We start from the raw sequence: 21882 nt of genomic DNA, 5'->3' as shown, positions 1-21882 counted from the left end.
TGGACGCGGGCCTTACACCCGGTCACGCGAGCGCGCGCCACATTCGTCACGACGAACGCCGGCCTTGCAAACGTCCTGATCCCCTGCGATCTCCGCGGTCGGCCCCGTGGTCGCTACACTGCCGCCCGTGCGCCGCCTCCTTGCCATCATCCTGCTCGTCTTGCTGCCCCTGCAGTTCAGCTGGGCGGCGGTGGCGTCGTATTGCGAGCACGAGACCTCGGTCGACGATGGGCATCTGGGCCATCACGAGCACCCGCATCACGGCGATGCGGCGCCCGATGCCGACAGCGATCGCACCGCGGATTCGACCGCAGGCACCATCGAGGTCGATTGCGGCCACTGCCACGGCCACTGCACCGGCCTGCTGGCCTTGCCGGACGGTGTGCCCGGCGGCCTGACGACGGCGCCGCCGCGCGCCTCGGCCGACGAAGCGGGCGGCGCCCACGCGCCGGCCCGACCCGAACGCCCTCAGTGGGCGGTCCTTGCCTGATCGGCAAGGCGGGTCGCTCTTCCTTTTCCTGAAGCCCGTACACGCCTGAGCGCGTGCCGCAGACGCGGCCGCGCCCGGCGCGCAGCGACCGTTGGGTCGCCACTTGCCGATCTTCCGTGGGTTGATTCCTTCAACACTGGAGCATCGGATGCACCGAAGAACTCGAACGAATGGCGGGCTGCGGCGGGGCGCCACCGCCGCAGCGCTCTCGACCCTGCTGCTGGCCGCGCAGGCCCAGCCGGCGCCGATGGCCACAGACCCCATCGGCCTGAAGCAGGCCTTCGATGCGGCCTGGGCGCGGCAGCCGGAGTCACTGTCCCTGCCCGCGCGGCGCGACGCCGCGCGGGCCCAACAGATCGCGGCGCGATCGTGGACGCCCGAACCCGCCGCGCTGGAGCTGTCGAACAAGACCGATCGCCTGAACCGCAACCAGGGCGCACGCGAACTGGAGGTCGGGGTCGCGGTGCCGCTGTGGCTGCCGGGCGAGCGCAGCCGCAGCGGCGCGCTGGCGGAAGCCGAAGCGGTGGCCATCGAGAGCCACACGTCGGCCGCGCAGCTGAGCGTCGCCGCCAGCGTGCGCGAGGCCTGGTGGGCCTGGCAGCGCGCGCGCATCGACGCCGACATCGCACGCGACCAGCTCGACAACGCCGAGCGGATTGCGGTCGACGTGAGCCGCCGCGCCCGGGCCGGCGACCTGGCGCGGGCCGATCAGCACCAGGCGGACGGCGCCGTCGCCGCAGCGGAATCCTCACTGGCGCAGGCCCAGGCGACCCTGGTCGCGGCCCGGCAGCAACTCAAGGCCGGCACCGGCATGGCAGCGCCGGCCGAGTCCGCCACCACAGGGCCCGTCGCCGAGCCGGAGCCCGACGCCGGCCCGACCGGTGAGACCGACACGCATGCCGTGCTGCGCGAACTGCAGGACCGCGCCGCGGTGGCCGAGCGAACGGCGCAGCTCGCGTCCGCGCAGTCGCGCGCCAACCCGGAGCTGACGCTGGCCAGCACGCGCGAGCGCGGCGCCGACGGCGAGTCGAACCAGCAGTCGATCACGCTCGGCCTGCGCATTCCTTTCGGCGGCGGTCCGCGCCACGACACCCGCGTGGCCCGTGCCCGCGCCGAGGCGCTGGAGCTGCAGGCCCGGCTCGCGCTGGAGCGCGAGCGCCTGCTGGCCGAGCGCGAAGCGGCGCGCGGGCGCGTCGATGCGGCGCGCACCCAGCTCGCCGCATCGGAGCGGCGCGCCCGGTTGGCCCGCGAGTCGCGCGGTTTCTTCGACAAGTCCTTCCGTCTCGGCGAGACCGACCTGCCGACCCGCCTGCGCATCGAGGCCGAAGCGGCCGACGCCGAGCGCCAGGCGGCGCGCACCCGCATCGAACTCGCCGCATCCATCTCGGCATGGCGCCAGGCCCTGGGCCTGCTGCCGCAGTGACACCCCGCGTCGCCATGCACCCCGAACTCCTTCAGGAACCCCGCCCGATGACCTCCCACTCCCTGCTGGCCGCGCTCGCCTTCGCGGCCCTCCTCGCCACCAGCGAAGCCGCCCACGCCGGCGAAGGCCACGACCACGGCAGCGAAGCACCGGCCGCTGCCGGCCAGGCGCTGCCCCGCTTCACCGCCGTCTCCGAGGCTTTCGAACTCGTCGGCGTGCTCAGCGGCAAGCAGCTCACGCTCTACCTCGACCGCCATGCCGACAACAGCCCGGTGCGCGACGCGCAGATCGAGCTCGAGATCGCCGGCACCGCCTTCAAGGCCGCACGACACGGCGACGACGAATACGAAGTCGTTCTGCCCGCGCCCCTCGCGCCGGGCGTCTTGCCCATCACCGCGACAGTGACCGCCGGCGACGAGGTGGATCTGCTGGCCGGCGAACTCGATCTCCATGAGCCCGCGCACGCCGACGAATCGGCGCACACGCATTCCTGGCTGGGGTCTGTCGGATGGATTGCCGGCGGCATCGCCTTGCTGGCCCTGCTCGGCTGGGGCGGGCGCCGAGCGATCGGAATGCGCCGTGTCCGCGCCGGAGTTGCCGCATGAAGCACCGCCCGACCACGACCCGCCTGGCCTTGCTGATCGCCCTGACAGCTGTCGTACCGATGGCCCCTGCCGGCGAAGGCCACGACCATGGCGATGCGCCCGCGGCGCCCAGCGCCAACGGCCCGCAACGACAGCCCGACGGCAGCGTCTTCCTGCCCAAGCCCGCGCAGCGCCAGCTGGGCGTGCGGACCGTCGTGACCGAGACGGCCGCGCTGCCGCGCACGGTGGAGCTCAGCGCCAAGGTCCTGATGGACCCGAACGCCGGCGGCAAGGTGCAGGCGCTCAACGCCGGCCGCATCGCGCCCGGTCCGCTCGGGCTGCCCGACCCCGGCCAGACAGTGCGCAAGGGCGAGGTGCTGGCCTATGTCCTGCCGTCGGCCGCGCCGATCGAACGAGCCAACCAGGCCGCCCAGCTGGCCGAACTGCGCGCCGCCAAGGCCCTGGCCGACAAGCGCCTGGTGCGCCTGCAGGAGCTGGCCGACACGGTGCCACGCAAGGAGATCGAGGCCGCCGAGAGCGAGGCCGCCAGCCTGGCAGCCCGCATCGCGGCCGTCGGCGGTGGCTTGTCCACCCGGGAAGCGCTGGTGGCGCCGGTGGCGGGCGTGATCGCCTCGGCCCATGTCGTGGCCGGCCAGGTGGTCGATGCGCGCGAACTGGTCTTCGAGATCGTCGACCCCTCCCGCCTGCGCATCGAGGCACTGGCCTTCGACCCCACGATCGCCTCGAACATCGGCGGCGCGACGATGGCCGTCGGCGAGCAGCGTGTACCGCTGAGCTTCGTCGGTGCCTCGCGCAGCCTGCGCGAGCAAGCGCTGCCGCTGGCCTTCCGAGCCCAGGGCACGGCCCTGAATCAGCTTGCTGTCGGACAGCCGGTGCGCGTGTTCGTGCAGACCCGGGACAAGGTCCAGGGCATCGCCGTGCCGGTGGCTGCGCTGATGAAGAACGCCGCCAACCAGACCGTGGTCTGGGTCAAGACGGCCCCGGAGCGCTTCGAGCCGAGGACGGTCACGACCGAGCCGCTGGACGGCGTCGACGCCGCGGTGACCTCGGGGCTGAAACCCGGTGATCGGGTCGCGACGCAAGGCGCGACCCTGATCAACCAGGTCCGCTGAGGGAGCCACCATGTTCAAGTGGCTCCTCGACAACAGCCTCGCGAACCGGCTGCTGGTGATCATCGCCAGCCTGGTGCTGATGGCCTACGGCGCGTTCACGCTCTCTCGCACCCCGGTGGACGTGTTCCCCGACCTCAACAAGCCCACCGTCACGATCATGACCGAGGCCGGCGGCATGGCCGCCGAGGAGGTGGAGCAGCTCATCACCTTCCCGCTCGAGACGACCATGAACGGCCTGCCCGGCGTGGAGAGCGTGCGCTCGACCTCTTCGGCCGGCCTGTCCTTCCTCTACGTCACCTTCGACTGGCGCACCGACATCTTCCGCGCCCGGCAACTGGTGTCGGAGCGCCTGTCGGCGATGGAGGAAGGCCTCGCCGAAGGCGTGCTGCCGCGCATGGGCCCGATCAGCTCGATCATGGGCGAGATCATGCAGATCGCGATCCCGGTGGATCCGAACAGGATCAGCCCGATGGCGGTGCGCGAGTACGCCGACTGGGTGCTGCGCCCGCGGCTGCTGTCGGTGCCCGGCGTCGCGCAGGTGATCCCGATCGGCGGCGAGGTGCGGCAGTTCCAGGTGCAGCCGAACACCACGCGGATGTCCGAGCTGGGCATCACGCACGAGCAGTTGGAGGCGGCGCTCGAGGGCTATTCGAGCAACACCTCGGGCGGCTTCCTGGAACTCCATGGTCGCGAGGTGCTGATCCGCCACCTGGGCCGCACCTCGCGGCTCGACGACCTGAAGAACCTGGCGCTCACCGCCCGGGACGGACACCCCATCCTGCTGCAGCAGATTGCCGACGTGAGCTTCGCTGCCGCGCTCAAGCGCGGCGACGCGGGCTTCGAAGGCAAGCCGGCCGTAATCCTGGGTATCCAGAAGCAGCCCACCGCCGACACCATCGCGCTGACACTCGCGCTCGAGGACGCGCTGGTCGGGCTGAAGTCCTCGCTGCCACCCGGCATGGAGGCGCCCCAGGTCACGTTCCGACAGGCCAGCTTCATCGAGGCCTCCATCACCACGCTGCAGGGCAAGCTGATCGGTGCCTCGATCTTCGTCGCGGTGATCCTGTTCTTCTTCCTCGGCACGCTGCGCCCCACCGTCATCGCCCTGACCGCGATCCCGGTCTCGATCTTCATCACCGCGCTGGTCTTCGGGTACTTCGGGCTGTCGATCAACACGATGACGCTGGGCGGTCTGGCGATCGCCATCGGCGGCCTGGTCGACGACGCGGTGGTCGGGGTCGAGAACGTGCTGCGGCGCCTGAAGGAAGACCGACTCAAGCACCCGGAGCACCGCATCCACCCGATCGAGGTCGTGGCGCGCGCGACGATGGAGGTGCGCTCGGCGATCCTCTACGCCACGGTGATCATCGTGCTGGTCTTCATCCCGCTGTTCGCGCTGCCGGGGCTGGAAGGCAAGCTGTTCGTGCCGCTGGGCATCGCCTTCATCGTCTCGACACTGGCCTCGCTGGTCGTCTCCGTCACGGTCACGCCGGTGCTCGGCTTCTACCTGCTGCCGCGGATGAAGAACATCGACCATGGCGACACCCGGGTGCTGGCCTGGCTGAAGGCGCGCTACCGCCGCAGTCTGCAGCGCGTGCTCGACCGGCCGCAGGCCGCGCTGGCCGCAGCCGCCGCGGCGGTGGCCATGGCGGCCGTGGCGGTGCCGTTCTTTCCGACCACCTTCCTGCCGCCGTTCAACGAAGGCACGCTGCTGATCGGCCTGCGCCTGAACCCGGGCGTGACGCTGACCGAGACCTCGGCGATCGCCCGCCAGGCCGAGCTGCTGGTCAAGCAGGTGCCCGAGGTGACGCACGTCGGGCGGCGCAGCGGCCGGGCCGAGCTGGACGAACACGCGGAGGGGGTGCACGTCAGCGAGCTCGACGTGGGGCTGAAACCCACCGCCGCACTCACCCGCAGCATGGACGAGATCAAGGCCGACATCCGCGCGCGGCTGGTCAACCTGCCGGCCGCGCTGGAGATCGGCCAACCCATCTCGCATCGCATCGACCACATGCTGTCGGGCGTGCGCTCGCAGATCGCGATCAAGATCTTCGGCGAGGATCTCGACGCGCTGCGCGGCCAGGCCGACGTGCTGCGCGCCAGGCTCGCCACGATCCCCGGCATCGCCGACCTGCAGATCGAGAAGCAGGTGCTGGCGCCGCAGATCAAGGTGCGCATCGACTACGCCGCCGCGGCGCAGTACGGCGTGCCGGCGCCCCAGGTGCTGGCGGTGCTGCAGAGCCTGGTGGAGGGCGAGAAGATCACGCAGATCGTCGAGGGCAGCCGGCGCTTCGCGCTGGTGGTGAAGCTGCCCGAGTCGGCGCGCTCGATCGAAGGGCTGGGCCGGATCCTGATCGAGACGCCCAGCGGCCGCGTTCCGCTGTCGAAGCTCGCCACCCTCGAGGACGGCGACGGCCCGAACCAGATCAGCCGGGACGACGGCAAGCGGCGCATCGTGCTGTCGGCCAACGCCTCCGGGCGGGCCCTGTCGGAGATCGTGACCGACATCCGCCGGGTCGTGGCCGAGACGAAGCTGCCGGAAGGCTACTTCATCACCCTGGGCGGCCAGTTCCAGGCGCAGGAGGAGGCCTCGCGGCTGGTCGGCCTGCTGTCGATCGTGTCGCTCACGCTGATGTTCGTGGTGCTCTACAGCCGCTACAAGTCGGCGGCGCTGTCGGCGCTGATCATGGTGAACATCCCGCTGGCCCTGGTCGGGGCGGTGCTCGGCCTGTGGCTGTCGGGCCAGCCGCTGTCGGTGGCGGCGCTGGTCGGCTTCATCACGCTGGCGGGCATCTCGGTGCGCAACGGCATCCTGAAGGTCAGCCACTACATCAACCTGATGCGCTTCGAAGGCGAGAACTTCGACCGGCAGATGATCGTCCGCGGCTCGCTCGAGCGGCTGAGCCCGGTGCTGATGACGGCCCTGGTCACCGCCTTCGCGCTGGCCCCGCTGCTGTTCGAGGCCGAACAGCCGGGCACCGAGGTGTTGCATCCGGTGGCCGTGGTGATCTTCTCCGGCCTGATCAGCTCGACCCTGCTCGACACCTTCCTCACGCCCGCGATGTTCTGGCTGTTCGGCCGCCGATCGGCCGAAGCGCTGATGAACGACAAGGACGCCGAGGCGCTTTGAATTTCCTGCTCTCCTCCCTCACACGAAAGGACGCTCCATGAAACCGCAACACCTGCTCGCCGCCACGACCCTGACCCTGGCCGCCACCGCCTTCGCCGCAGGCGACAAGCACGACCATGCCCACGCGCACACGCCGCTGCACGGCGGCGTGGTCGTCGAGGTCAAGGACATCGACTACGAACTGGTCGCCAAGCCCACCGTGATCCAGTTGCACCTGCGCGACCACGGCAAGCCTGCCGATGTGTCGAAGGCCACCGCCAGGCTCACGCTGCTGACCGGTACCGAGAAGCAGGAGGTGGAGTTGAAGCCGGCCGGGGACCGGCTCGAGGCCACCGGCAGCTTCAAGGTCGGCCCCGGCAGCAAGGCCGTGGCCGTCGTGACGGTGGCCGGCAAGCCGTCGACGGTGCGCTTCGCCTTGAAGTGAGGTGCGAACCCGCTAGCCCCGAGCCTCGGCCGACGCCATGCCGTCGAAGCCGGGGGAGCGGAGCAGCGCGTGCAACTGACGCCGCCGCACGCCCATGTTGCCGCCGTCGTACAGGGGAAAGCAGAGGGCGTCCTGCATCAGGCCTGCGAGCGGGAACATGTCGGTGTAGCTGTCCACGCCCACCACGCGCATCGCGTCGTAGACCACCTGCACGCACAGTTCCGAGCAGTAGACCTTCGCCGTGGTCGGCAGTTCGCGGCTCCGCCCGTCGGTGAGATCGAACTGATGGCAGGCCTTCCACGTCAGGTAGCGGGCCGCCTCGATACGCATCTTGATGTCCGCCAGCATGTAGCCGACGCTCTGGTGCTCGATCACCGGCACGGTCCCGGATCGCTTGTCGGTCTTCGCGAATTTCAGAGCCGTGTCGAAGGCCGATCTCATGACGCCCACACAGGCGGCACCGATCAACGCGGCCGTCCAGGCGAAGGCGGTCTCCACGATGTCGATGCCGTCGCCGGGCGACCCGAGGAGGTTGCCCACGGGCACTCGAACGTTGTCGAAATGGATCCGCGGCGAGATCGTCGCACGATGGCCGACCGTGTCGAGGATGCCCGCGACCTGGATGCCGGGCAGGTGACCAGGCACGAGGATGACGGCCAGTGACTCCTTCGGCGCCAGCGCGGGGTCGGTGCGGCAGACCACGGTGAACAGATGGGGCCCCCGGCCATCCCACCCGGTCCCGTTGGTGGTGTAGTGCTTGCGCCCGTTGATGACCCATTCATCGCCCTCGCGTCGCGCGAAGGTCTGAACCCCGGCGCTCGGATCCGGGCAGTCGTAGTTGGCGCCTCCGGTGACTTCGGTGAACGCGATGCCGGCAAGGCGCGCGCCGTCCTCGATGAAGTCGGGCAGGAAGCGCTGCTTCTGGGCCGGATTGCCGAAGCGCAGCAGCGGTTGCAGCCCCAGGCCGGTGGACAACAGCGCCGAGGGCACGTTCACATCGACGGCAGCCAGTTCCTCGGCCGCCAGCGCGAAATCGAGCGTCGACAGCGGAGCGCCACCGAACTCCTGTGGGATCAGTGCCTTGACGAACCCCGCGGCGACCATGGCGTCGTAGAACGGCCGCGTCGCATAGAAGCGCTCCTCGGGGCGTGCCAGCGGCTGGATCGTCGCGGCCACCTGACTGAGAACGCGGGCGGCGAAGCCTCGCGCGTCGGCCTGCAAGCCGCGCTGGAACTCGCTGAGAGTGAAGTCGATCGCCATGGAAGCTCCTGGTCTTTGAGGGGTTCAGGCCGAAACGGCCGCCGCGGCCCATGCTAGGCCGGCGCCCCGGGCGCCGTCTTGGCGGTTCGTGCGGAGCGACTTGACGATTCGTGCAAGCCGGCTTGCAATCGACTGACCCGCCGGTTAGAAATCAGCGAGAAATCCGCCGAGAGGCATCACTCACCGGATTGACTGCCGATGGGCGTGCAGGCGTTCCGCAACCTGCGGGGTGAGGCCGCGCCGCGTTTTGTAGAGGTTTGTCGATGCGCATCTGGACCACCGAGACTCAGCCGCAGCACCTGCAGTTCAGCTACTGGCGAGAGGTGCTTTGCGAGGCCTTCGTCTCGCTCGACCCCGTGCGTCAACGCATGGAACCCGGCTTCGCCGGCGAGGTCTGCTCGAGCCCGCTGGGCCGCACGATGCAAACCAGCGTTGCGTCGAGCGCCCAGTTCCTCAATCGACGCACCGAGGAGATCCGTCGCAACCCGGTGGAATTCGTCTTCGTCAATTTCCAGCTCGAAGGCTCCTGCGTCGTTCGTCAGGATGGGCATGAGTCCCTGGTCAAGACCGGTGATTTCTCGATCGTCGATACGACACGCCCCTACTTCCTCGACTTCCGGGACGACTGGCGCGTATTGTCGTTTCGGGTTCCGAGAACGCAGTTTCTTGCCCGGCTCGCCGCGCCTCGTGACGCCATGGCGCGTTGCCTCAGCGGCTCGCATGGCGCGGGTCTGGTCGCTACTCGATTCGCGCACTCGCTTCAGGATCTGGATGACGACCTGAGCGAGGCCTCCCAGGAAAGCCTGAGCAGTGCACTGAACTGCGTCGTCACGGCCGTTTTGGGATCGACGCCCGAGACGAGGGAACGGGATCGATCATCGCTGCAGCGTGCCACGAGAAGCGCGGTGGAGGGCTACATCGCAGACCACCTGGCGGATCCCTCGTTGAGTCCTCACACGATCGCCGCGCGATTCAGGATGTCGCGCCGCTCGCTGTACTCCCTGTTCGAGGCGTCACCCCTCTCCGTCAGCGGAACGATCCGCACCCTGCGCCTGGAACGAAGCGCGCACGATCTGCTGCGGCCGAACCGGCCGTCGATCCTGGAAGTCGCGCTCCGGTGGGGGTTCGGCGACCTCTCCCACTACTCTCGACTTTTCAAGCGCAGGTTCGGCGCCTCGCCCAGGGAGTTCATCGCCGCGTCGAGGAAGCCGGACGCAATCGACGCTCGAGTCGCCGGCTGATCAGTCGCCGGCCGTCGAGCTTTCCACCGCCGGACGGGTTTGCCGAACCGACTGGTCATGGGCCTCGAACAGCACGTCCACAAGACGGATCAGGTAGTCGACATCGACGGGATGACTGCCGTGGGTCATGCTCCTGACAGCGCCCAGGAAGGCGAAGCGGGCGATCTCCGTCGCTTGAAAGGCATCCTGCGCTGCGTTGCCGATGTCGTCCATGCCGCCTCCTGTCGCCGCCGTGTCACAGCACGAATCTAAGCGGAGTGCGTCGACGAAATCGTCCTGCGGGATCACATTTTTCAACTGTCACACGGTTCATGTTTTCCACAGCCCGGGTGGACAAAGCTGTGGACAAGAGCGCGTCGCGGCCCCGAGAGCCGCAGCCCGCCATGACGAGCCTGTGACTGCTCAATGATTGAGCAGCCGCCAGGTCGCCAGTGCAGGCATCACCTGACATGCGGTTGTCACACGGCCACGCGAAGCTCTCTGGCTAACCAAGCTGCCGAGCGTCCACATGACCCATCCCCTGCCCAAGCTTCGCTCCCTCGCTCGCTCGATCGCGCTGGGGGTCGCATCGCTGGCGCTGTTCCAGGCGCCTGACGTGGCCGCTGCCGACTTCTCGGCGCAGCGCCTCTGGCAGTTCGCGCACCAGCCTGGCGTGCCCGGTCAGAAGGCCGAGATCGTCGCCTACGACGAGCGGACCGACACGCTCTGGGTCGCCGGCGTGGTGGGCGTGGACGTGCTCAGCCGAAGAACCGGCCAGCCGCTGGCCCATATCAGCGTGACGAACCACGGCGCCATCAACAGCGTGGCGATCCACGAGGGCCTCGCGGCGCTGGCCGTCGAGAACGGTAGCGACCGCACCCAGCCTGGCGTCGTGCTGTTCTACGACACCCGCACGCGCCGCCAGAGCGGCGCACCGGTGCCGGTGGGCGCGTTGCCCGACATGCTCACGTTCACACCGAACGGCAAGCAGGTGCTGGTGGCCAACGAGGCTACGCCGAACCAGCGGCAGGCCGCCGCCGGACTGAGTGCCGACGATCCGGTCGGCAGCGTCAGCCTCATCGACGTTCGTTCGCGCAATGTCCAGACCCTGACCGTCGACGCGGCGATCCCCGGCTACGACACGCTGCGCCAGTTCCCGGCGACCGGCACGTTGCCCACGCAGCCGGCCACCTTCAGCCCCTACGGTCCCGAGCCCGAGTACATCGCCATCGACAAGTCGGGCCGCCGTGCCTATGTCGGCCTGCAGGAGGCCAACGCCATCGCCGTGCTCGACCTCGCTTCGCGCCGCTTCGAGAAGATCTACAGCCTGGGCCTGAAGGACTTCAGCCTGCCCGGCAACGAGATCGACCCCAATGACCAGGACGGCCGGATCGAGCTGCGCAGCGCGGCGGTGAAGGGGCTGTATCAGCCCGACACCCTGGCCACCTACGAGTACCGGGGACGCACCTACCTGGTGATGGCCAACGAAGGCGATGCGCGCGACAACGGCAGCGCCGATGGCGAGGACGAGCGACGCGGGTCTGCGGGCAACGCGTCCATCGAGTACGTGCCGGACGGCTCGGAACTCGGGCGGCTGACGCTGTCGAACGTGGACTCCGTGCGCGACGGCCCGCTCGTCAAGTTCGGCGGTCATTCGTTCTCGATCCGCCGCACCGACGGCAGCATCGTCTTCGACAGCGGCAGCCAGCTCGACCGTGAAGCGATCCGGCTCGGCATCTACGACGACGGCCGCAGCGACAACAAGGGCGTCGAGCCCGAGGGCCTGGCGCTGCTGCGCATCAAGGGCCGCACGCTCGCCTTCATCGGGCTGGAGCGCACGCTCAAGTCGGCGATCGCGGTCTACGACATCACGAAGCCGGACGCCGTGAAGTATCTCGACATGATCGTCAGCGACGGGGACACCTCACCCGAGGGACTGAAGGCCTTCAAGGCCCATGGAAAGTACTACCTCGCCGTCGCTCACGAGGTCACCGACACGACCTCGCTCTTCGAACTCGACCTGCACAGGGGCAAGGGCCACGGCGATCACGACGACGATCACGATCACCATGACGATCGCGATGAGGACGACGATCGATCGGAGCGCTGAAGCCGGTCGCCGCCGGCGGGCGCGCTGCGGCGTTGCGGCGCCCCGCCCGATCTAGCCCCTGACCGACGGCAGAAAGGGCGACAGCAGTGGCGAGGCCCGCTTCATGTTCTCGAACTCGTCGTCGGTGAGCGGCAGGCTCAGGAAGTCGAAGTGGCACAGGCTGCCGAACAAGGCGCCGGACGCGTCCAGCAGCGGCACGCCGTGGTACGAGAGCAGGACCTCCCGGTACCGATGCCCCGACAGTCGCGTGTCGTCCCGGGCGTCGCTGGTCTGGAAGCCCTGGTCCCGCAGCACGAACTGGCAGAAGCTGTCTTCCAGCGGCACCACGGCCAGCAGCTCAGGCATCACCTCGTGCTGCTTGTCGTACAGCACTTCGCACTTGAGCACGTTCCCGGTCAGCTGGTAGATGCCGGTGTAGCGATGGGGCACTCGCTCGTTCAGCAGTCGCACCCCCTCCTCGAGGCCGCCGGCACGGAGGGTCGATGCCAGCAAGGCCGGGTCGAGAGGGCTGGTGTTCATGTCGATGCGGAAGGGTAAGTGGGCCGCGGGTCGTCCGTCGTCGCTGGATTGCGAGCTCGGTCGCCCTGCACGGCACCCGGGCAGGAAGTATGCGGTCGGCAACACCGCCTAAGCAATCGAATCCTGACGTCGACGCAGGCCGACGCATGTCTTTTGACATGTCCCAGTCCGCCAGGGCTGCCACGCGATGCCGACGCCCTGCGCGCTCCGCCCGGCGCTTCGACTCGTCGTCGACTTCGCACGAGCGTCGGGTCTCGTCGGGATCACTTCAGGCCCACCAGCCGCGCGATCATCTCGCCCGCGCTGCGGGCGTGCAGCTTCTTCATCATTCGTGCGCGGTGCCCGTCGATGGTGCGTGGGCTGATACCGAGAACACGCGCGATTTCCTTGGTGCTCCGCCCCGCCGCGAGCTGACGCGCGATCTCGCGCTCCCTGGACGTCAATTCGATCGCGACGGGGCGGCGCGAGGAGATGTCCTCGAACATCCAGACCGCACAGGCGAAGGGCCGATCGAATCTCATCGAGCGCCCGGCCACGTGGCACCAGAAAGGGCGCCCGCTGCGATGCCGCATGACGCGGTCGTCGCTGTAGTAGCCGGTCTTCTGCATGACGGCCAGACCTTGTGCGCCGATGTGCTCGAATTCGCTGCGCGACGGATACAGGGATTCGAGGGACCGCCCACTCAGCTCATTCGGCTTGTATCCGAACATGGCAGCGAAGGTCGAGTTGCAGCGCTGGATCGTCCGGTCGCGAGAGACACACAAGCCGATCGGCGCCAGTTCGAAGGCCAGCGCCAGGTCGTCTTCGATAGCGATCACTGCCGGCGGCGCCGACGTAGGAGGATCTGTGCGGAGCATGCGGGAATCCACCATGAGGTAGTCCTACGTCTGGCAGCGAGCGAACGAGTTTCCTACATTGCCTCTTACTGCAAGCGAGCCGATCACTGCGAGGCTTGCCAACCGCCTGGAGCGCATGCCATGAACCTGGCCCAACTGCTCGTCCGTGCCGCGCTCGTCCATCCGGACCGGCCTGCCGTGTTGCTCGGCGATGAGGTCGTGCTGGACTACCGGGCGCTGGCCGACCGCGTCGCGCGGCTGGCCGGCCATCTGCGCGAAACCCTGGGCCTGCAGCCGGGCGAGCGCGTGGCCCTCTGCATGAGCAACCATGTGGGCTATCTCGAGGCGCTCTATGCTGCGTGGTGGGCCGGCCTGGTGGTGGTGCCGATCAACGCCAAGCTGCACCCCAGCGAGGTCGCGTTCATCGTTGGCGATGCCGAGGCGGCGGTGTTGTTCCTCTCCGAGGATCTTGCACCGGACATGCTCGGTCACCGCGCGGCCCTGCCAACGCTGCGCCATGTATTCACGCCCGCCGATGCGACGTATATCGTGGCGCTGGAAACCGCCGCCATCGACGCCGTGCATCGAGCCCCCGACGACCTGGCGTGGCTGTTCTACACCTCGGGGACCACCGGCCGCCCGAAGGGCGTCATGCAGTCGCATCGCAACCTGTACGCGATGACGGCCTGCTATTTCATGGACGTGGACGAGGTGGCGGCCGACGACGCCATCGTCTACGCCGCGCCGATGTCTCATGGCGCCGGCATGTACAACTTCGCCTTCGTCGCCAAGGCGGCTCGCCACGTGGTGCCGGTCTCGGGCGGCTTCGATCCGGCCGAGTTGCTGGCGCTGTCTCACCGCATCGGGCGGCTGTGCCTGTTCGCCGCGCCCACCATGGTGAAACGCCTGGTCGCGCACCTGCGGGACACGGGCGCACCGGCCCACGGTTTCAAGACCATCGTCTATGGCGGCGGCCCGATGTACGTGGAAGACATACAGGACGCGCTCGGCGTCATGGGCCCGTGCTTCGTGCAGATCTACGGCCAGGGCGAGTCGCCGATGACGATCACGGCACTCTCCCGTCATCACCTGGCCGATCGTGCCCACCCGAAGTGGCTCGATCGCATCGGGTCGGTCGGCGTGTCGCACTCCCTGGTCGAGGTGCGCGTGGTCGACTCACAGGGAAAACAAGTGGCGGCGGGCGAGATGGGCGAGATCGTCGTGCGAGGCGAGACGGTCATGACGGGCTACTGGCGCAACCCGGAAGCGACCACACAGGCGCTGCGCGACGGCTGGCTCCGGACCGGCGACCTGGGGGCGATGAACAAGGACGGGTTCCTCACGCTCAAGGACCGCTCGAAGGACGTGGTCATCAGCGGCGGCTCCAACATCTACCCCCGCGAGGTGGAGGAGGTGCTGCTGCGCCACCCGCACGTGCGAGAGGCCGCCGTCATCGGCCAGCCCGACGCCGAGTGGGGCGAGATCGTCGTCGCGTTCATCGTGGGCGACGGGGTCGAGCCTGAAGCGCTCGATGCGCTGTGTCTCCAGCACATCGCCCGCTTCAAGCGACCCCGGCGTTACCGCTTCGTCGAGGCGCTGCCCAAGAACAACTATGGCAAGGTGCTCAAGACCGCGCTGCGGCAACTCGCCTCAGAAAGCGTACTCCCCGGTCCGTAGGAGCGTGGGGTACATCAGCGCTCCAGCGTCCACACCAGCTTCAGCAGCGCGCGGGTCTGCCCGGGCAAGGCATCGCGCTGCTCGCCGGTGTAGCCCAGGCGGTCGATGGAGAAGATGAGCTCGCGACCGGGCTGCCATTGCCATCGGACGCGCCCGCTCGCGCCCAGTTCGTGCGACACGTTGTCCCATTGAAGCAGGAGGCTGCCCGCGAGCTGCGTGCTCGGCGTATGGTCGATCCGCAAGGTCGCCATGCGCACCGTGAACCGCCCCTCGTCGAAGCGGATCGCGTTGCGCATGCCGCCCACCGCCGCGCTCCAGTGCGAACTCGGATGCCATCTCAGCGTCAGGCCCTGGTCGTTGCGGCGGCCGGTGTAGTAGCCGCCGCTGCGCCATTCGACGATGGCGGAGACCGGCCTGGACTGGGAAGTTCCGGACAGCAGGTCGAGGACCGCCCATCGGCCAGCTCCGCCGGTCCAACTCGGGCAATGCATGATTGACCGACCAGTCGGTAATCTATATTTTCCAGCGATCGCCGTCCCTTCCACGCCATGTCCTGTCCGGAGCGTCCATGCCCTGCTACGCCATCGAAGGGGTCGTTCCGGTCGTCGACCCGAGCGCCTACGTGCATCCGACCGCGGTGCTGATCGGCGACGTGATCGTCGGTGCGCGCTGCTACATCGGCCCCTGTGCGTGCCTGCGCGGCGACTTCGGGCGCATCGTGATCGGGCCGGGCGCCAACGTGCAGGACAACTGCGTGCTGCACGGCTTTCCGGACCAGGCGACCGTGGTGGAGGAAAACGGCCACATCGGCCACGGCGCGGTGCTGCACAGCTGCGTCGTGCGGCGCGACGCGCTGGTGGGCATGAACGCGGTGGTGATGGACGAGGCCGAAGTCGGCGAGCAGGCCATCGTGGCGGCCTGCGCCTTCGTCCCGGCCGGCATGCAGGTGCCACCGCGCACGCTGGCGGCCGGCGTGCCGGCCAAGGTCCGGCGCCCGCTGAGCGAGGACGAGATCGCCTGGAAGCTCGAAGGCACGCGGACCTACCACGACCTGGCGCGGCGCAGCCTGGCCTCGCTGCGCGAGGTGCTGCCGCTCGCCGCCGTCGAAGCCGACCGGCCGCGCCTGAAGGCGCCGCCGGTGCAGTCGCTGATCGCCACGAAACGCAGCTGACGAGCACGTCACGCCGGCGACTGCCGTCGCGCGCAGGCCATCGCACACTGACTCTTCCTGTCCACTCAACTCACCACGGCGGACCCCATGCAAGCACTCTGGCAACACAGCGCCCTCGACCTGGCCGCGCTGATCGCGCGACGCGACGTGTCGTGCGTCGAGGTGATCGAGGCCCATCTGGCACGGATCGACGCGGTCAACCCGCGCGTCAACGCCATCGTCCGCCTGCTGGCCGACGATGCGCGGGCTGCCGCCGTGGCAGCCGATCGCCAGGTGGCCGCGGGCGCCGTGCTGGGACCGCTGCACGGCGTGCCGATCACCGTGAAGGAGAACATCGACATGGCCGGCCTGCCCACCACCTGGGGCGTCAAGGCGCTGGCCGAGGCGGTGGTGCCGGAGGACGCGCCGATGGTGCAGCGCATGCGCGCGGCCGGCGCGATCCCGATCGCCCGCACCAACCTCCCCGACCTGGCGCTGCGGGTGCACACCGACAGCAGCCTGCACGGCGCCACGCTGAACCCCTGGAACCCCGGGCGCACCGCCGGCGGTTCGAGCGGCGGCGACGCGGTGGCGCTGGCCACCGGCATGGCCGCGATCGGCCTGGGCAACGACATCGGCGGCTCGCTGCGCAATCCGGCCAATGCGTGCGGCATCGCGTCGATCCGGCCGTCAGCCGGGCGCGTGCCCGACGCCGGCTTCGTACCGGCCGAAGACCGCTTGTTCGCGGTGCAGCTGATGAACGTGCAGGGCCCGATGGCGCGTCGCGTGGCCGACGTGCGCGCCGCGTTGCAGGCGCTGATGGGCGCGCACCCGCGCGATCCCTGGTCGATCTCGGCACCGCTGGTCGGCGCCGCCGAGCCCGGGCCGCTGCGCGTCGCGGTGCTGCCCGAGCCGCCCGGCGGCCGCACCGATCCACGCGTGGCCGCCGCGGTGCGGCGGGCCGCCACGGCGCTGGCCGATGCCGGCTACGAGGTGACGGAGGTCTGCCCGCCGCGCTACGAGGACGCGATCACCGCCTGGGCGCAGCTGCTGTTCGGCGACTTCGAGGCGATGACGCCGCAGCTGCTGCCGATGATGGGTCGCGATGGCGCAGCCTTCTGGGAGATGCTGCGAGCCATCATGCCGCCCTGGTCCGACACCGCGGCGGTGTCGGACCTGTTCATGCGCCGCGACGGCATCGCACGCGACTGGTCGCGGTTCATGGCGACGTACCCGCTGCTGCTGTCGCCGACCTGGTCGCAGCTGCCGTTCGAGCCCGGCTTCGACTGCGCCTCGCCCGCCGGCGCCGCCGACACCGCGGAGATGATCCGTCCGGTGCTGCCGGCCAACCTGATGGGCCTGCCCTCGGCCTGCGTGCCGGCGGACCGCGACGAGGTCACCGGCCTGCCGATCGGCGTGCTGCTGACCGGCCGGCGCTTCCGCGAGGACCAGTGCCTCGATGCCGCCGAAGCGATCGAGCGGCGCTTCGCGCTCGCCACGCCCATCGACCCCGTCGGCTGAGCCTCAGAGGTCGACCGGCAGCTCCAGGTGCTGCCGGTAGATGAAGTCGCGGTGCTCGCCGAGGATGGGCACCGCGGCGGCTCTCACCACCGCGTCGTCGGTCGTGTACACGGCGCGGAACAGCGGTGTCATCGCGCACAGGTCCTGCGGCAATGGCGAGACCAGCGCGTAAGCGCAGGCGGCATAGAGGTCCAGCGCGGTGAGCGACTGCCCCACGCAGTAGCGACTGCCGCGCTCGCGCTGCGACCGCAGTCGGTCGGCCAGCAGGCCCATCACCTCGGCGCAGCGGGCGGGCGCCGCCGCCGCGGCAGCTTCGCCGTACCAGTACTTGCGGCCGAGGAACCTGAAGCTCTCGCGGATCTCCGGCGGCTGATCGGGGCCGGAGAAGTCGCGCACCATCAGGTGCCGCCGGTTCCACACGAAGCCGTTCTCGCCGAAGATTTCGTTGGCCAGGCCGAACATCAGCATCCGCTCGTCGATGTCGCGCGGGATCAGCGCCGGCTCCGGCGCCAGCCGCTCGAACAGATACAGCTGCTCGATCCACGTCGAACGCGGCGGCTCCTCGTTCCACACCGCGACCGGCGCGGTGGCCTGCGCGGTCCAGCGGATCAGCGGCAGGTTGGAACCGAGCAGTTCCTGCCTCACCTTCACGTGCGCGAGCTTCTTGACGTGCAGGATCGCCTTGGCCGCCTCGCTCCACGGGCCCGGCACGCCCGGCGTGAGCACCACGCGCAGGCCCGGCATCCCGATCGCTTCCTCCACGTCGACGTAGTGCGCCATGTGATGGTCCTCGGTGAGCTCAGCGATCGACCGGTGGCACGTGACCGCCGAGCGATCCGCGCGCGGAGATCTCGATCCAGTTGCCGTCGGGGTCCTCGACGAAACCGTAGCGCGCGACCGTGCCGAAGGTGACGGGGTCGCGCGCGACGCTCCCGCCGCGCGCGACGATTTCCTGCATCGCCAGGTCGGCATCGTCGATCTGGACGGTGAGGTAGCGGAACGCCAGGCCGACGAAATCGTTGCAGGGCCGCCCGCCCGGTCCGGGTGTGACGAACAGCAGCGTGTCGCCGCAGCGCGCCACGTCGTCGGCGACGCGCTCGAACGCCATCGCCTCGGTGTAGAAGCGCATCAGCCGCGCGGTGTCCGGCGTGCGCACCGTGATGCCGATGCCCACCACGCCGTCGGTGCCGCTCGGCACCACGCGAACGGTGTCGCCGTCCGGGTGCCGGCCTTCGTAGCGGCGGGCATCGGGGCCCGCGATCGTCAGGCCCACGTAGCCCGTCGGCGGCTGCTCGGGCAGTGGCGTGGGGTAGTGGTTCACCTTGACGACGGAGCCGTGGGCGTCGTAGCGGTGCTGGACGGTGCCGTTGCCGAAGTCGAGCTCATGGTCGAGGCGCAGACCCACGGTGTCCGACCAGAAGCTGCGCTGCTGCGCGATCTGGTTGGTGAACAGGCCGATGTCCAGGTGCGGCTTGAGCAGGCGCATGAGCCGGTCCCTTCAGGCGGTCAGCGTATCGAGCGCCTGGTTGTCGATCGCCTGGTGCGCGCCACCGGTGATCATGTGCGCGAACAGGCGGTCGCCCCGCTCCGTGCGCTTGACGATCACCGTCGCGGCGATCGCGACCGCGAGCACCGCGAAGCTGTAGTGCCGGTAGTCGTCCATCGCATGGTCGAAGCTGTAGTCCTGCACGCCGTGGGCGCAGAGTGCCTCGTGGTAGCCGGCGAGCAGCGAGCGTTCGTGCTTGCGGCGCGTGTCGCGGTCGAACGCCCCCCCCAGGAAATAGGCGGTGTCCATGCCGGTCCCGAGGAAGTTGCTGGTCTGCCAGTCGACGATCGCGACCCGGCCTCCCGCGGGATGGAACAGCATGTTGTCGGGCCGGAAGTCGCAGTGCGAGTAGCACTTCGGCAGCGGCCGCGGCCGGTTCCAGTGCGCGTGGTGGCGGACGTAGCGCTCGCAGACATCGGTGACCTCGGCGGACAGCATGCCGTCGTAGGTGCGCTTGAAGTAGTCCCACGACGACTCGATCAGCTCGGTGGTGTAGAAGCCCTGCGCGCCTTCGGGCACGTAGAGCCAGGGCTGCTTCATCAGCTCGAGGTCGTTCCAGTACGCTGCATGGAGCCGGGCCGCCTCCGACAGCGCACGGCGTGCCTCGTCGACGCTGCAGCCGCGCATCTGGTCACCGGGCAGGGCCGGCGCCAGGTCTTCGAACAGCAGCACGAAATCGTTGGCGGCATCGATCTCCGCGACGTAGGTACGCGGCACGTGGATGCCGGCCTTCGCGGCCGCCTCCCGGTAGAACATGACCTCCGAGCGGTAGAAGCCCATCGACCGCCCGGTCTCCGCCGCCGTGGCATTGGCGGACGGGAACTTGCCGACCACCGACTTCGGCGCGTCGGGCGGCGGCGTGCCGGCGTATTCGAGATGGAAGCGCCGGGTCTCGCCGAGCTGTCCGGTACCCACCGACTCCATCACCAGTCCGGCGACCCGGGCGTTCACGCCACCGGCGGCCAGCGCGGCCGTGATCCACGCAGGGGTCACCGCCTCGGGCGGCACGATGGCAACGGGTTGGCTCATGGGGCGGGTCTCCTCCGGAATGCTCGGTGCAGAGCCTAGGGCGCCCTCCTGCCGAAAGATGGCTCATACAGGACATCGGTCTTGCCCAGACATGACAGGCGCAAGACGCACGCCTGCGGCTATCCTCGTCCCGATGCAGCACATCCTCACGGCCACGGGGGTCTCGAAGATCTACCGCTCGGGCTTCCACGCGCTCAAGGGCGTCGACCTGGCGATCCGCCCCGGCGAGATCTTCGCGCTGCTGGGGCCCAACGGCGCCGGCAAGACCACGCTGATCAGCATCGTCTGCGGCATCGTCAACGCGAGCACCGGCCGCATCGTCGTCGACGGGCACGACATCGTTCGCGACTACCGCGCCGCGCGCTCGCTGATCGGCCTCGTGCCCCAGGAGCTGACCACCGACGCCTTCGAATCGGTGTGGAACACGGTGTCCTTCAGCCGCGGCCTGTTCGGCAAGCCGCCGAACCCGGCGCACATCGAGAAGGTGCTGAAGGCGCTGTCGTTGTGGGACAAGAAGGACAGCAAGATCATGGCGCTGTCGGGCGGCATGAAGCGGCGGCTGATGATCGCCAAGGCGCTGTCTCACGAGCCGCGCATCCTCTTCCTGGACGAGCCCACCGCCGGCGTCGACGTGACGCTGCGACGCGACATGTGGCAGCTGGTGCGCGAGCTGCGCGCCACCGGCGTGACCATCATCCTGACCACGCACTACATCGAGGAAGCCGAGGAGATGGCCGACCGCATCGGCGTGATCAACAAGGGCGAACTGATCCTCGTCGAGCAGAAGACCGAATTGATGCGCAAGCTCGGCCGCAAGCAGCTGACGCTGCAGCTGGCGGAGCGGCTGGCGCAGGTGCCGCCCGCGCTGGCCGCCTACGCGCTCGCGCTGTCGGCCGACGGCCTGGAGCTGACCTACACCTACGACGCGCAGAGCGGGCGCGCCGGCATCGCCGCGCTGCTGGACGCGCTGAGCGGGCTGGGGATCGCCTTCAAGGACCTGCACACGACGCAGAGTTCTCTGGAAGACATCTTCGTCGGCCTGATCGAGGACAACAACCCATGAGCATGAACCTGCACGCCGTGCGCGCCATCTACCGCTTCGAGATGGCGCGCGCCTGGCGCACGCTGATGCAGAGCGTGATCTCGCCGGTGATCTCCACCTCGTTGTACTTCGTGGTGTTCGGCGCTGCGATCGGTACGCGCATTCCCGAAGTGGACGGCATCAGCTACGGCGCCTTCATCGTGCCGGGGCTGGTGATGCTGTCGCTGCTGACGCAGAGCATCTCGAATGCGTCGTTCGGCATCTATTTCCCCAAGTTCACCGGCACGATCTACGAGCTGCTGTCGGCGCCGGTCTCGGCCTTCGAGATCGTGCTGAGCTACGTGGGCGCCGCGGCCACCAAGTCCGTCGTGCTCGGGCTCATCATCCTGGCCACCGCCTGGCTGTTCGTGCCGCTGCGCATCGAGCACCCGGTCTGGATGCTGCTGTTCCTGGTGCTGACGGCGGTGACCTTCAGCCTGTTCGGCTTCATCATCGGCATCTGGGCCGACGGCTTCGAGAAGCTGCAGGTGGTGCCGTTGCTGATCGTCACGCCGCTCACCTTCCTGGGCGGCAGCTTCTATTCGATCAGCATGCTGCCGCCGTTCTGGCAGACGGTGGCACTGTTCAACCCGGTGGTCTACCTGGTGAGCGGCTTCCGCTGGAGCTTCTATGGCACGGCCGACGTCCACATCGCGCTGAGCCTGGGCGTGACCTTCGCATTCCTCGCCGGGTCACTGGCCGTCGTGGCCTGGATCTTCCGGACCGGCTACCGGCTGAAGGCCTGACGA

At 69.0% G+C, this 21882-nt stretch carries 21 protein-coding genes and 1 pseudogene; 13 read left to right on the top strand and 9 right to left on the bottom strand.

From position 1 onward, the window contains the following. Window positions 1-127 precede the first annotated feature (127 nt). The 6 genes from ASC67_RS16165 to ASC67_RS16140 all read left to right on the top strand — a co-directional run bounded on the left by ASC67_RS16165 (window position 128) and on the right by ASC67_RS16140 (window position 7184). The gene (locus tag ASC67_RS16165) at window positions 128-490 is read left to right on the top strand and encodes a hypothetical protein (protein ID WP_056323627.1); all 363 of its coding nucleotides are present in this window, start codon (window positions 128-130) and stop codon (window positions 488-490) included. Between the two features lie 148 nt (window positions 491-638). Beyond that, window positions 639-1913, top strand: coding sequence for a TolC family protein (locus ASC67_RS16160; protein ID WP_056323623.1), 1275 nt, complete (start codon window positions 639-641; stop codon window positions 1911-1913). 47 nt (window positions 1914-1960) lie between these two features. Continuing rightward, entirely contained in the window at window positions 1961-2518 is a 558-nt protein-coding gene (locus tag ASC67_RS16155; RefSeq protein ID WP_056323621.1) for a hypothetical protein, read from the top strand. After that, entirely contained in the window at window positions 2515-3630 is a 1116-nt protein-coding gene (locus ASC67_RS16150; RefSeq protein WP_082536063.1) for an efflux RND transporter periplasmic adaptor subunit, read from the top strand. Before ASC67_RS16155 ends, ASC67_RS16150 begins: the two co-directional genes overlap by 4 nt. A 10-nt stretch (window positions 3631-3640) precedes the next feature. Beyond that, the gene (locus ASC67_RS16145) at window positions 3641-6760 is read left to right on the top strand and encodes an efflux RND transporter permease subunit (RefSeq protein ID WP_056323617.1); all 3120 of its coding nucleotides are present in this window, start codon (window positions 3641-3643) and stop codon (window positions 6758-6760) included. A gap of 37 nt (window positions 6761-6797) precedes the next feature. Further along, window positions 6798-7184 carry a hypothetical protein gene (locus tag ASC67_RS16140; protein WP_056323615.1) on the top strand — a complete coding sequence of 129 codons (387 nt, stop codon included), beginning with the start codon at window positions 6798-6800 and terminating at the stop codon, window positions 7182-7184. A gap of 12 nt (window positions 7185-7196) precedes the next feature. Here the strand turns inward: ASC67_RS16140 and ASC67_RS16135 are convergent, their stop codons facing one another. Next, complete coding sequence (locus tag ASC67_RS16135) at window positions 7197-8444, bottom strand: acyl-CoA dehydrogenase family protein (RefSeq protein ID WP_056323611.1); 1248 nt, start codon at window positions 8442-8444, stop codon at window positions 7197-7199. A 263-nt stretch (window positions 8445-8707) separates the two neighbouring features. On the opposite strand from ASC67_RS16135, the gene ASC67_RS16130 reads away from it, so the two are divergent. Beyond that, on the top strand, window positions 8708-9685 hold the full coding sequence (locus ASC67_RS16130; RefSeq protein WP_056323608.1) for a helix-turn-helix domain-containing protein: 978 nt from the start codon (window positions 8708-8710) through the stop codon (window positions 9683-9685). Here ASC67_RS16130 and ASC67_RS16125 read toward each other — a convergent pair whose 3' ends face one another. Beyond that, on the bottom strand, window positions 9686-9898 hold the full coding sequence (locus ASC67_RS16125; RefSeq protein WP_056323605.1) for a hypothetical protein: 213 nt from the start codon (window positions 9896-9898) through the stop codon (window positions 9686-9688). A 295-nt stretch (window positions 9899-10193) separates the two neighbouring features. Between ASC67_RS16125 and ASC67_RS16120 the strand changes: the two are divergent. Further along, window positions 10194-11639, top strand: a pseudogene (locus tag ASC67_RS16120) (choice-of-anchor I family protein); the annotation flags it as partial. Here the strand turns inward: ASC67_RS16120 and ASC67_RS21300 are convergent. The 3 genes from ASC67_RS21300 to ASC67_RS16110 form a co-directional block, all read right to left on the bottom strand. Next, window positions 11589-11735, bottom strand: coding sequence for a hypothetical protein (locus tag ASC67_RS21300; RefSeq protein ID WP_404932888.1), 147 nt, complete (start codon window positions 11733-11735; stop codon window positions 11589-11591). The pseudogene ASC67_RS16120 and the gene ASC67_RS21300 sit on opposite strands and share 51 nt — an antisense overlap. Before the next feature lie 90 nt (window positions 11736-11825). Continuing rightward, window positions 11826-12293 carry a hypothetical protein gene (locus ASC67_RS16115; protein ID WP_056323602.1) on the bottom strand — a complete coding sequence of 156 codons (468 nt, stop codon included), beginning with the start codon at window positions 12291-12293 and terminating at the stop codon, window positions 11826-11828. A gap of 263 nt (window positions 12294-12556) precedes the next feature. Then, entirely contained in the window at window positions 12557-13165 is a 609-nt protein-coding gene (locus ASC67_RS16110; RefSeq protein WP_082536062.1) for a PAS and helix-turn-helix domain-containing protein, read from the bottom strand. 105 nt (window positions 13166-13270) lie between these two features. Here ASC67_RS16110 and ASC67_RS16105 point away from each other — a divergent pair, with 105 nt between their 5' ends. Next, window positions 13271-14806: a class I adenylate-forming enzyme family protein gene (locus ASC67_RS16105; RefSeq protein ID WP_056323594.1), complete on the top strand. Its 1536-nt coding sequence runs from the start codon at window positions 13271-13273 to the stop codon at window positions 14804-14806. Between the two features lie 14 nt (window positions 14807-14820). On the opposite strand, the gene ASC67_RS16100 is transcribed toward ASC67_RS16105, so the two are convergent. Next, the gene (locus ASC67_RS16100) at window positions 14821-15297 is read right to left on the bottom strand and encodes a hypothetical protein (RefSeq protein WP_056323589.1); all 477 of its coding nucleotides are present in this window, start codon (window positions 15295-15297) and stop codon (window positions 14821-14823) included. Between the two features lie 77 nt (window positions 15298-15374). Between ASC67_RS16100 and ASC67_RS16095 the strand changes: the two genes are divergently transcribed. Continuing rightward, window positions 15375-15977, top strand: coding sequence for a transferase hexapeptide repeat family protein (locus ASC67_RS16095; RefSeq protein WP_056323586.1), 603 nt, complete (start codon window positions 15375-15377; stop codon window positions 15975-15977). A gap of 87 nt (window positions 15978-16064) precedes the next feature. Then, on the top strand, window positions 16065-17477 hold the full coding sequence (locus ASC67_RS16090) for an amidase (RefSeq protein WP_056323583.1): 1413 nt from the start codon (window positions 16065-16067) through the stop codon (window positions 17475-17477). 3 nt (window positions 17478-17480) lie between these two features. Here the strand turns inward: ASC67_RS16090 and ASC67_RS16085 are convergent, their stop codons facing one another. From ASC67_RS16085 to ASC67_RS16075, 3 genes are read right to left on the bottom strand one after another with little or no spacing between them, the layout of a single operon-like run. Beyond that, complete coding sequence (locus ASC67_RS16085) at window positions 17481-18257, bottom strand: hypothetical protein (protein WP_056323578.1); 777 nt, start codon at window positions 18255-18257, stop codon at window positions 17481-17483. A gap of 19 nt (window positions 18258-18276) precedes the next feature. After that, window positions 18277-18963, bottom strand: a complete 687-nt coding sequence (locus tag ASC67_RS16080) for a VOC family protein (RefSeq protein ID WP_056323577.1) — start codon at window positions 18961-18963, stop codon at window positions 18277-18279. 12 nt (window positions 18964-18975) lie between these two features. Then, a complete protein-coding gene (locus ASC67_RS16075) occupies window positions 18976-20052 on the bottom strand; it encodes a phosphotransferase (protein ID WP_056323576.1) in 1077 nt (358 codons plus the stop codon). 133 nt (window positions 20053-20185) lie between these two features. Between ASC67_RS16075 and ASC67_RS16070 the strand changes: the two genes are divergently transcribed. Together ASC67_RS16070 and ASC67_RS16065 are read left to right on the top strand one after the other, a co-directional pair. Beyond that, complete coding sequence (locus ASC67_RS16070) at window positions 20186-21115, top strand: ABC transporter ATP-binding protein (protein ID WP_056323573.1); 930 nt, start codon at window positions 20186-20188, stop codon at window positions 21113-21115. Between the two features lie 2 nt (window positions 21116-21117). Then, window positions 21118-21879 carry an ABC transporter permease gene (locus tag ASC67_RS16065; protein ID WP_056323568.1) on the top strand — a complete coding sequence of 254 codons (762 nt, stop codon included), beginning with the start codon at window positions 21118-21120 and terminating at the stop codon, window positions 21877-21879. Window positions 21880-21882 lie beyond the last annotated feature (3 nt).

The sequence above is a fragment of the Methylibium sp. Root1272 genome (assembly GCF_001425905.1).
In the GTDB taxonomy this organism is placed as follows: domain Bacteria; phylum Pseudomonadota; class Gammaproteobacteria; order Burkholderiales; family Burkholderiaceae_C; genus Methylibium.
Note: the sequence above shows the minus strand (reverse complement) of the source record. Positions and strands in the feature narration are given on the sequence as shown.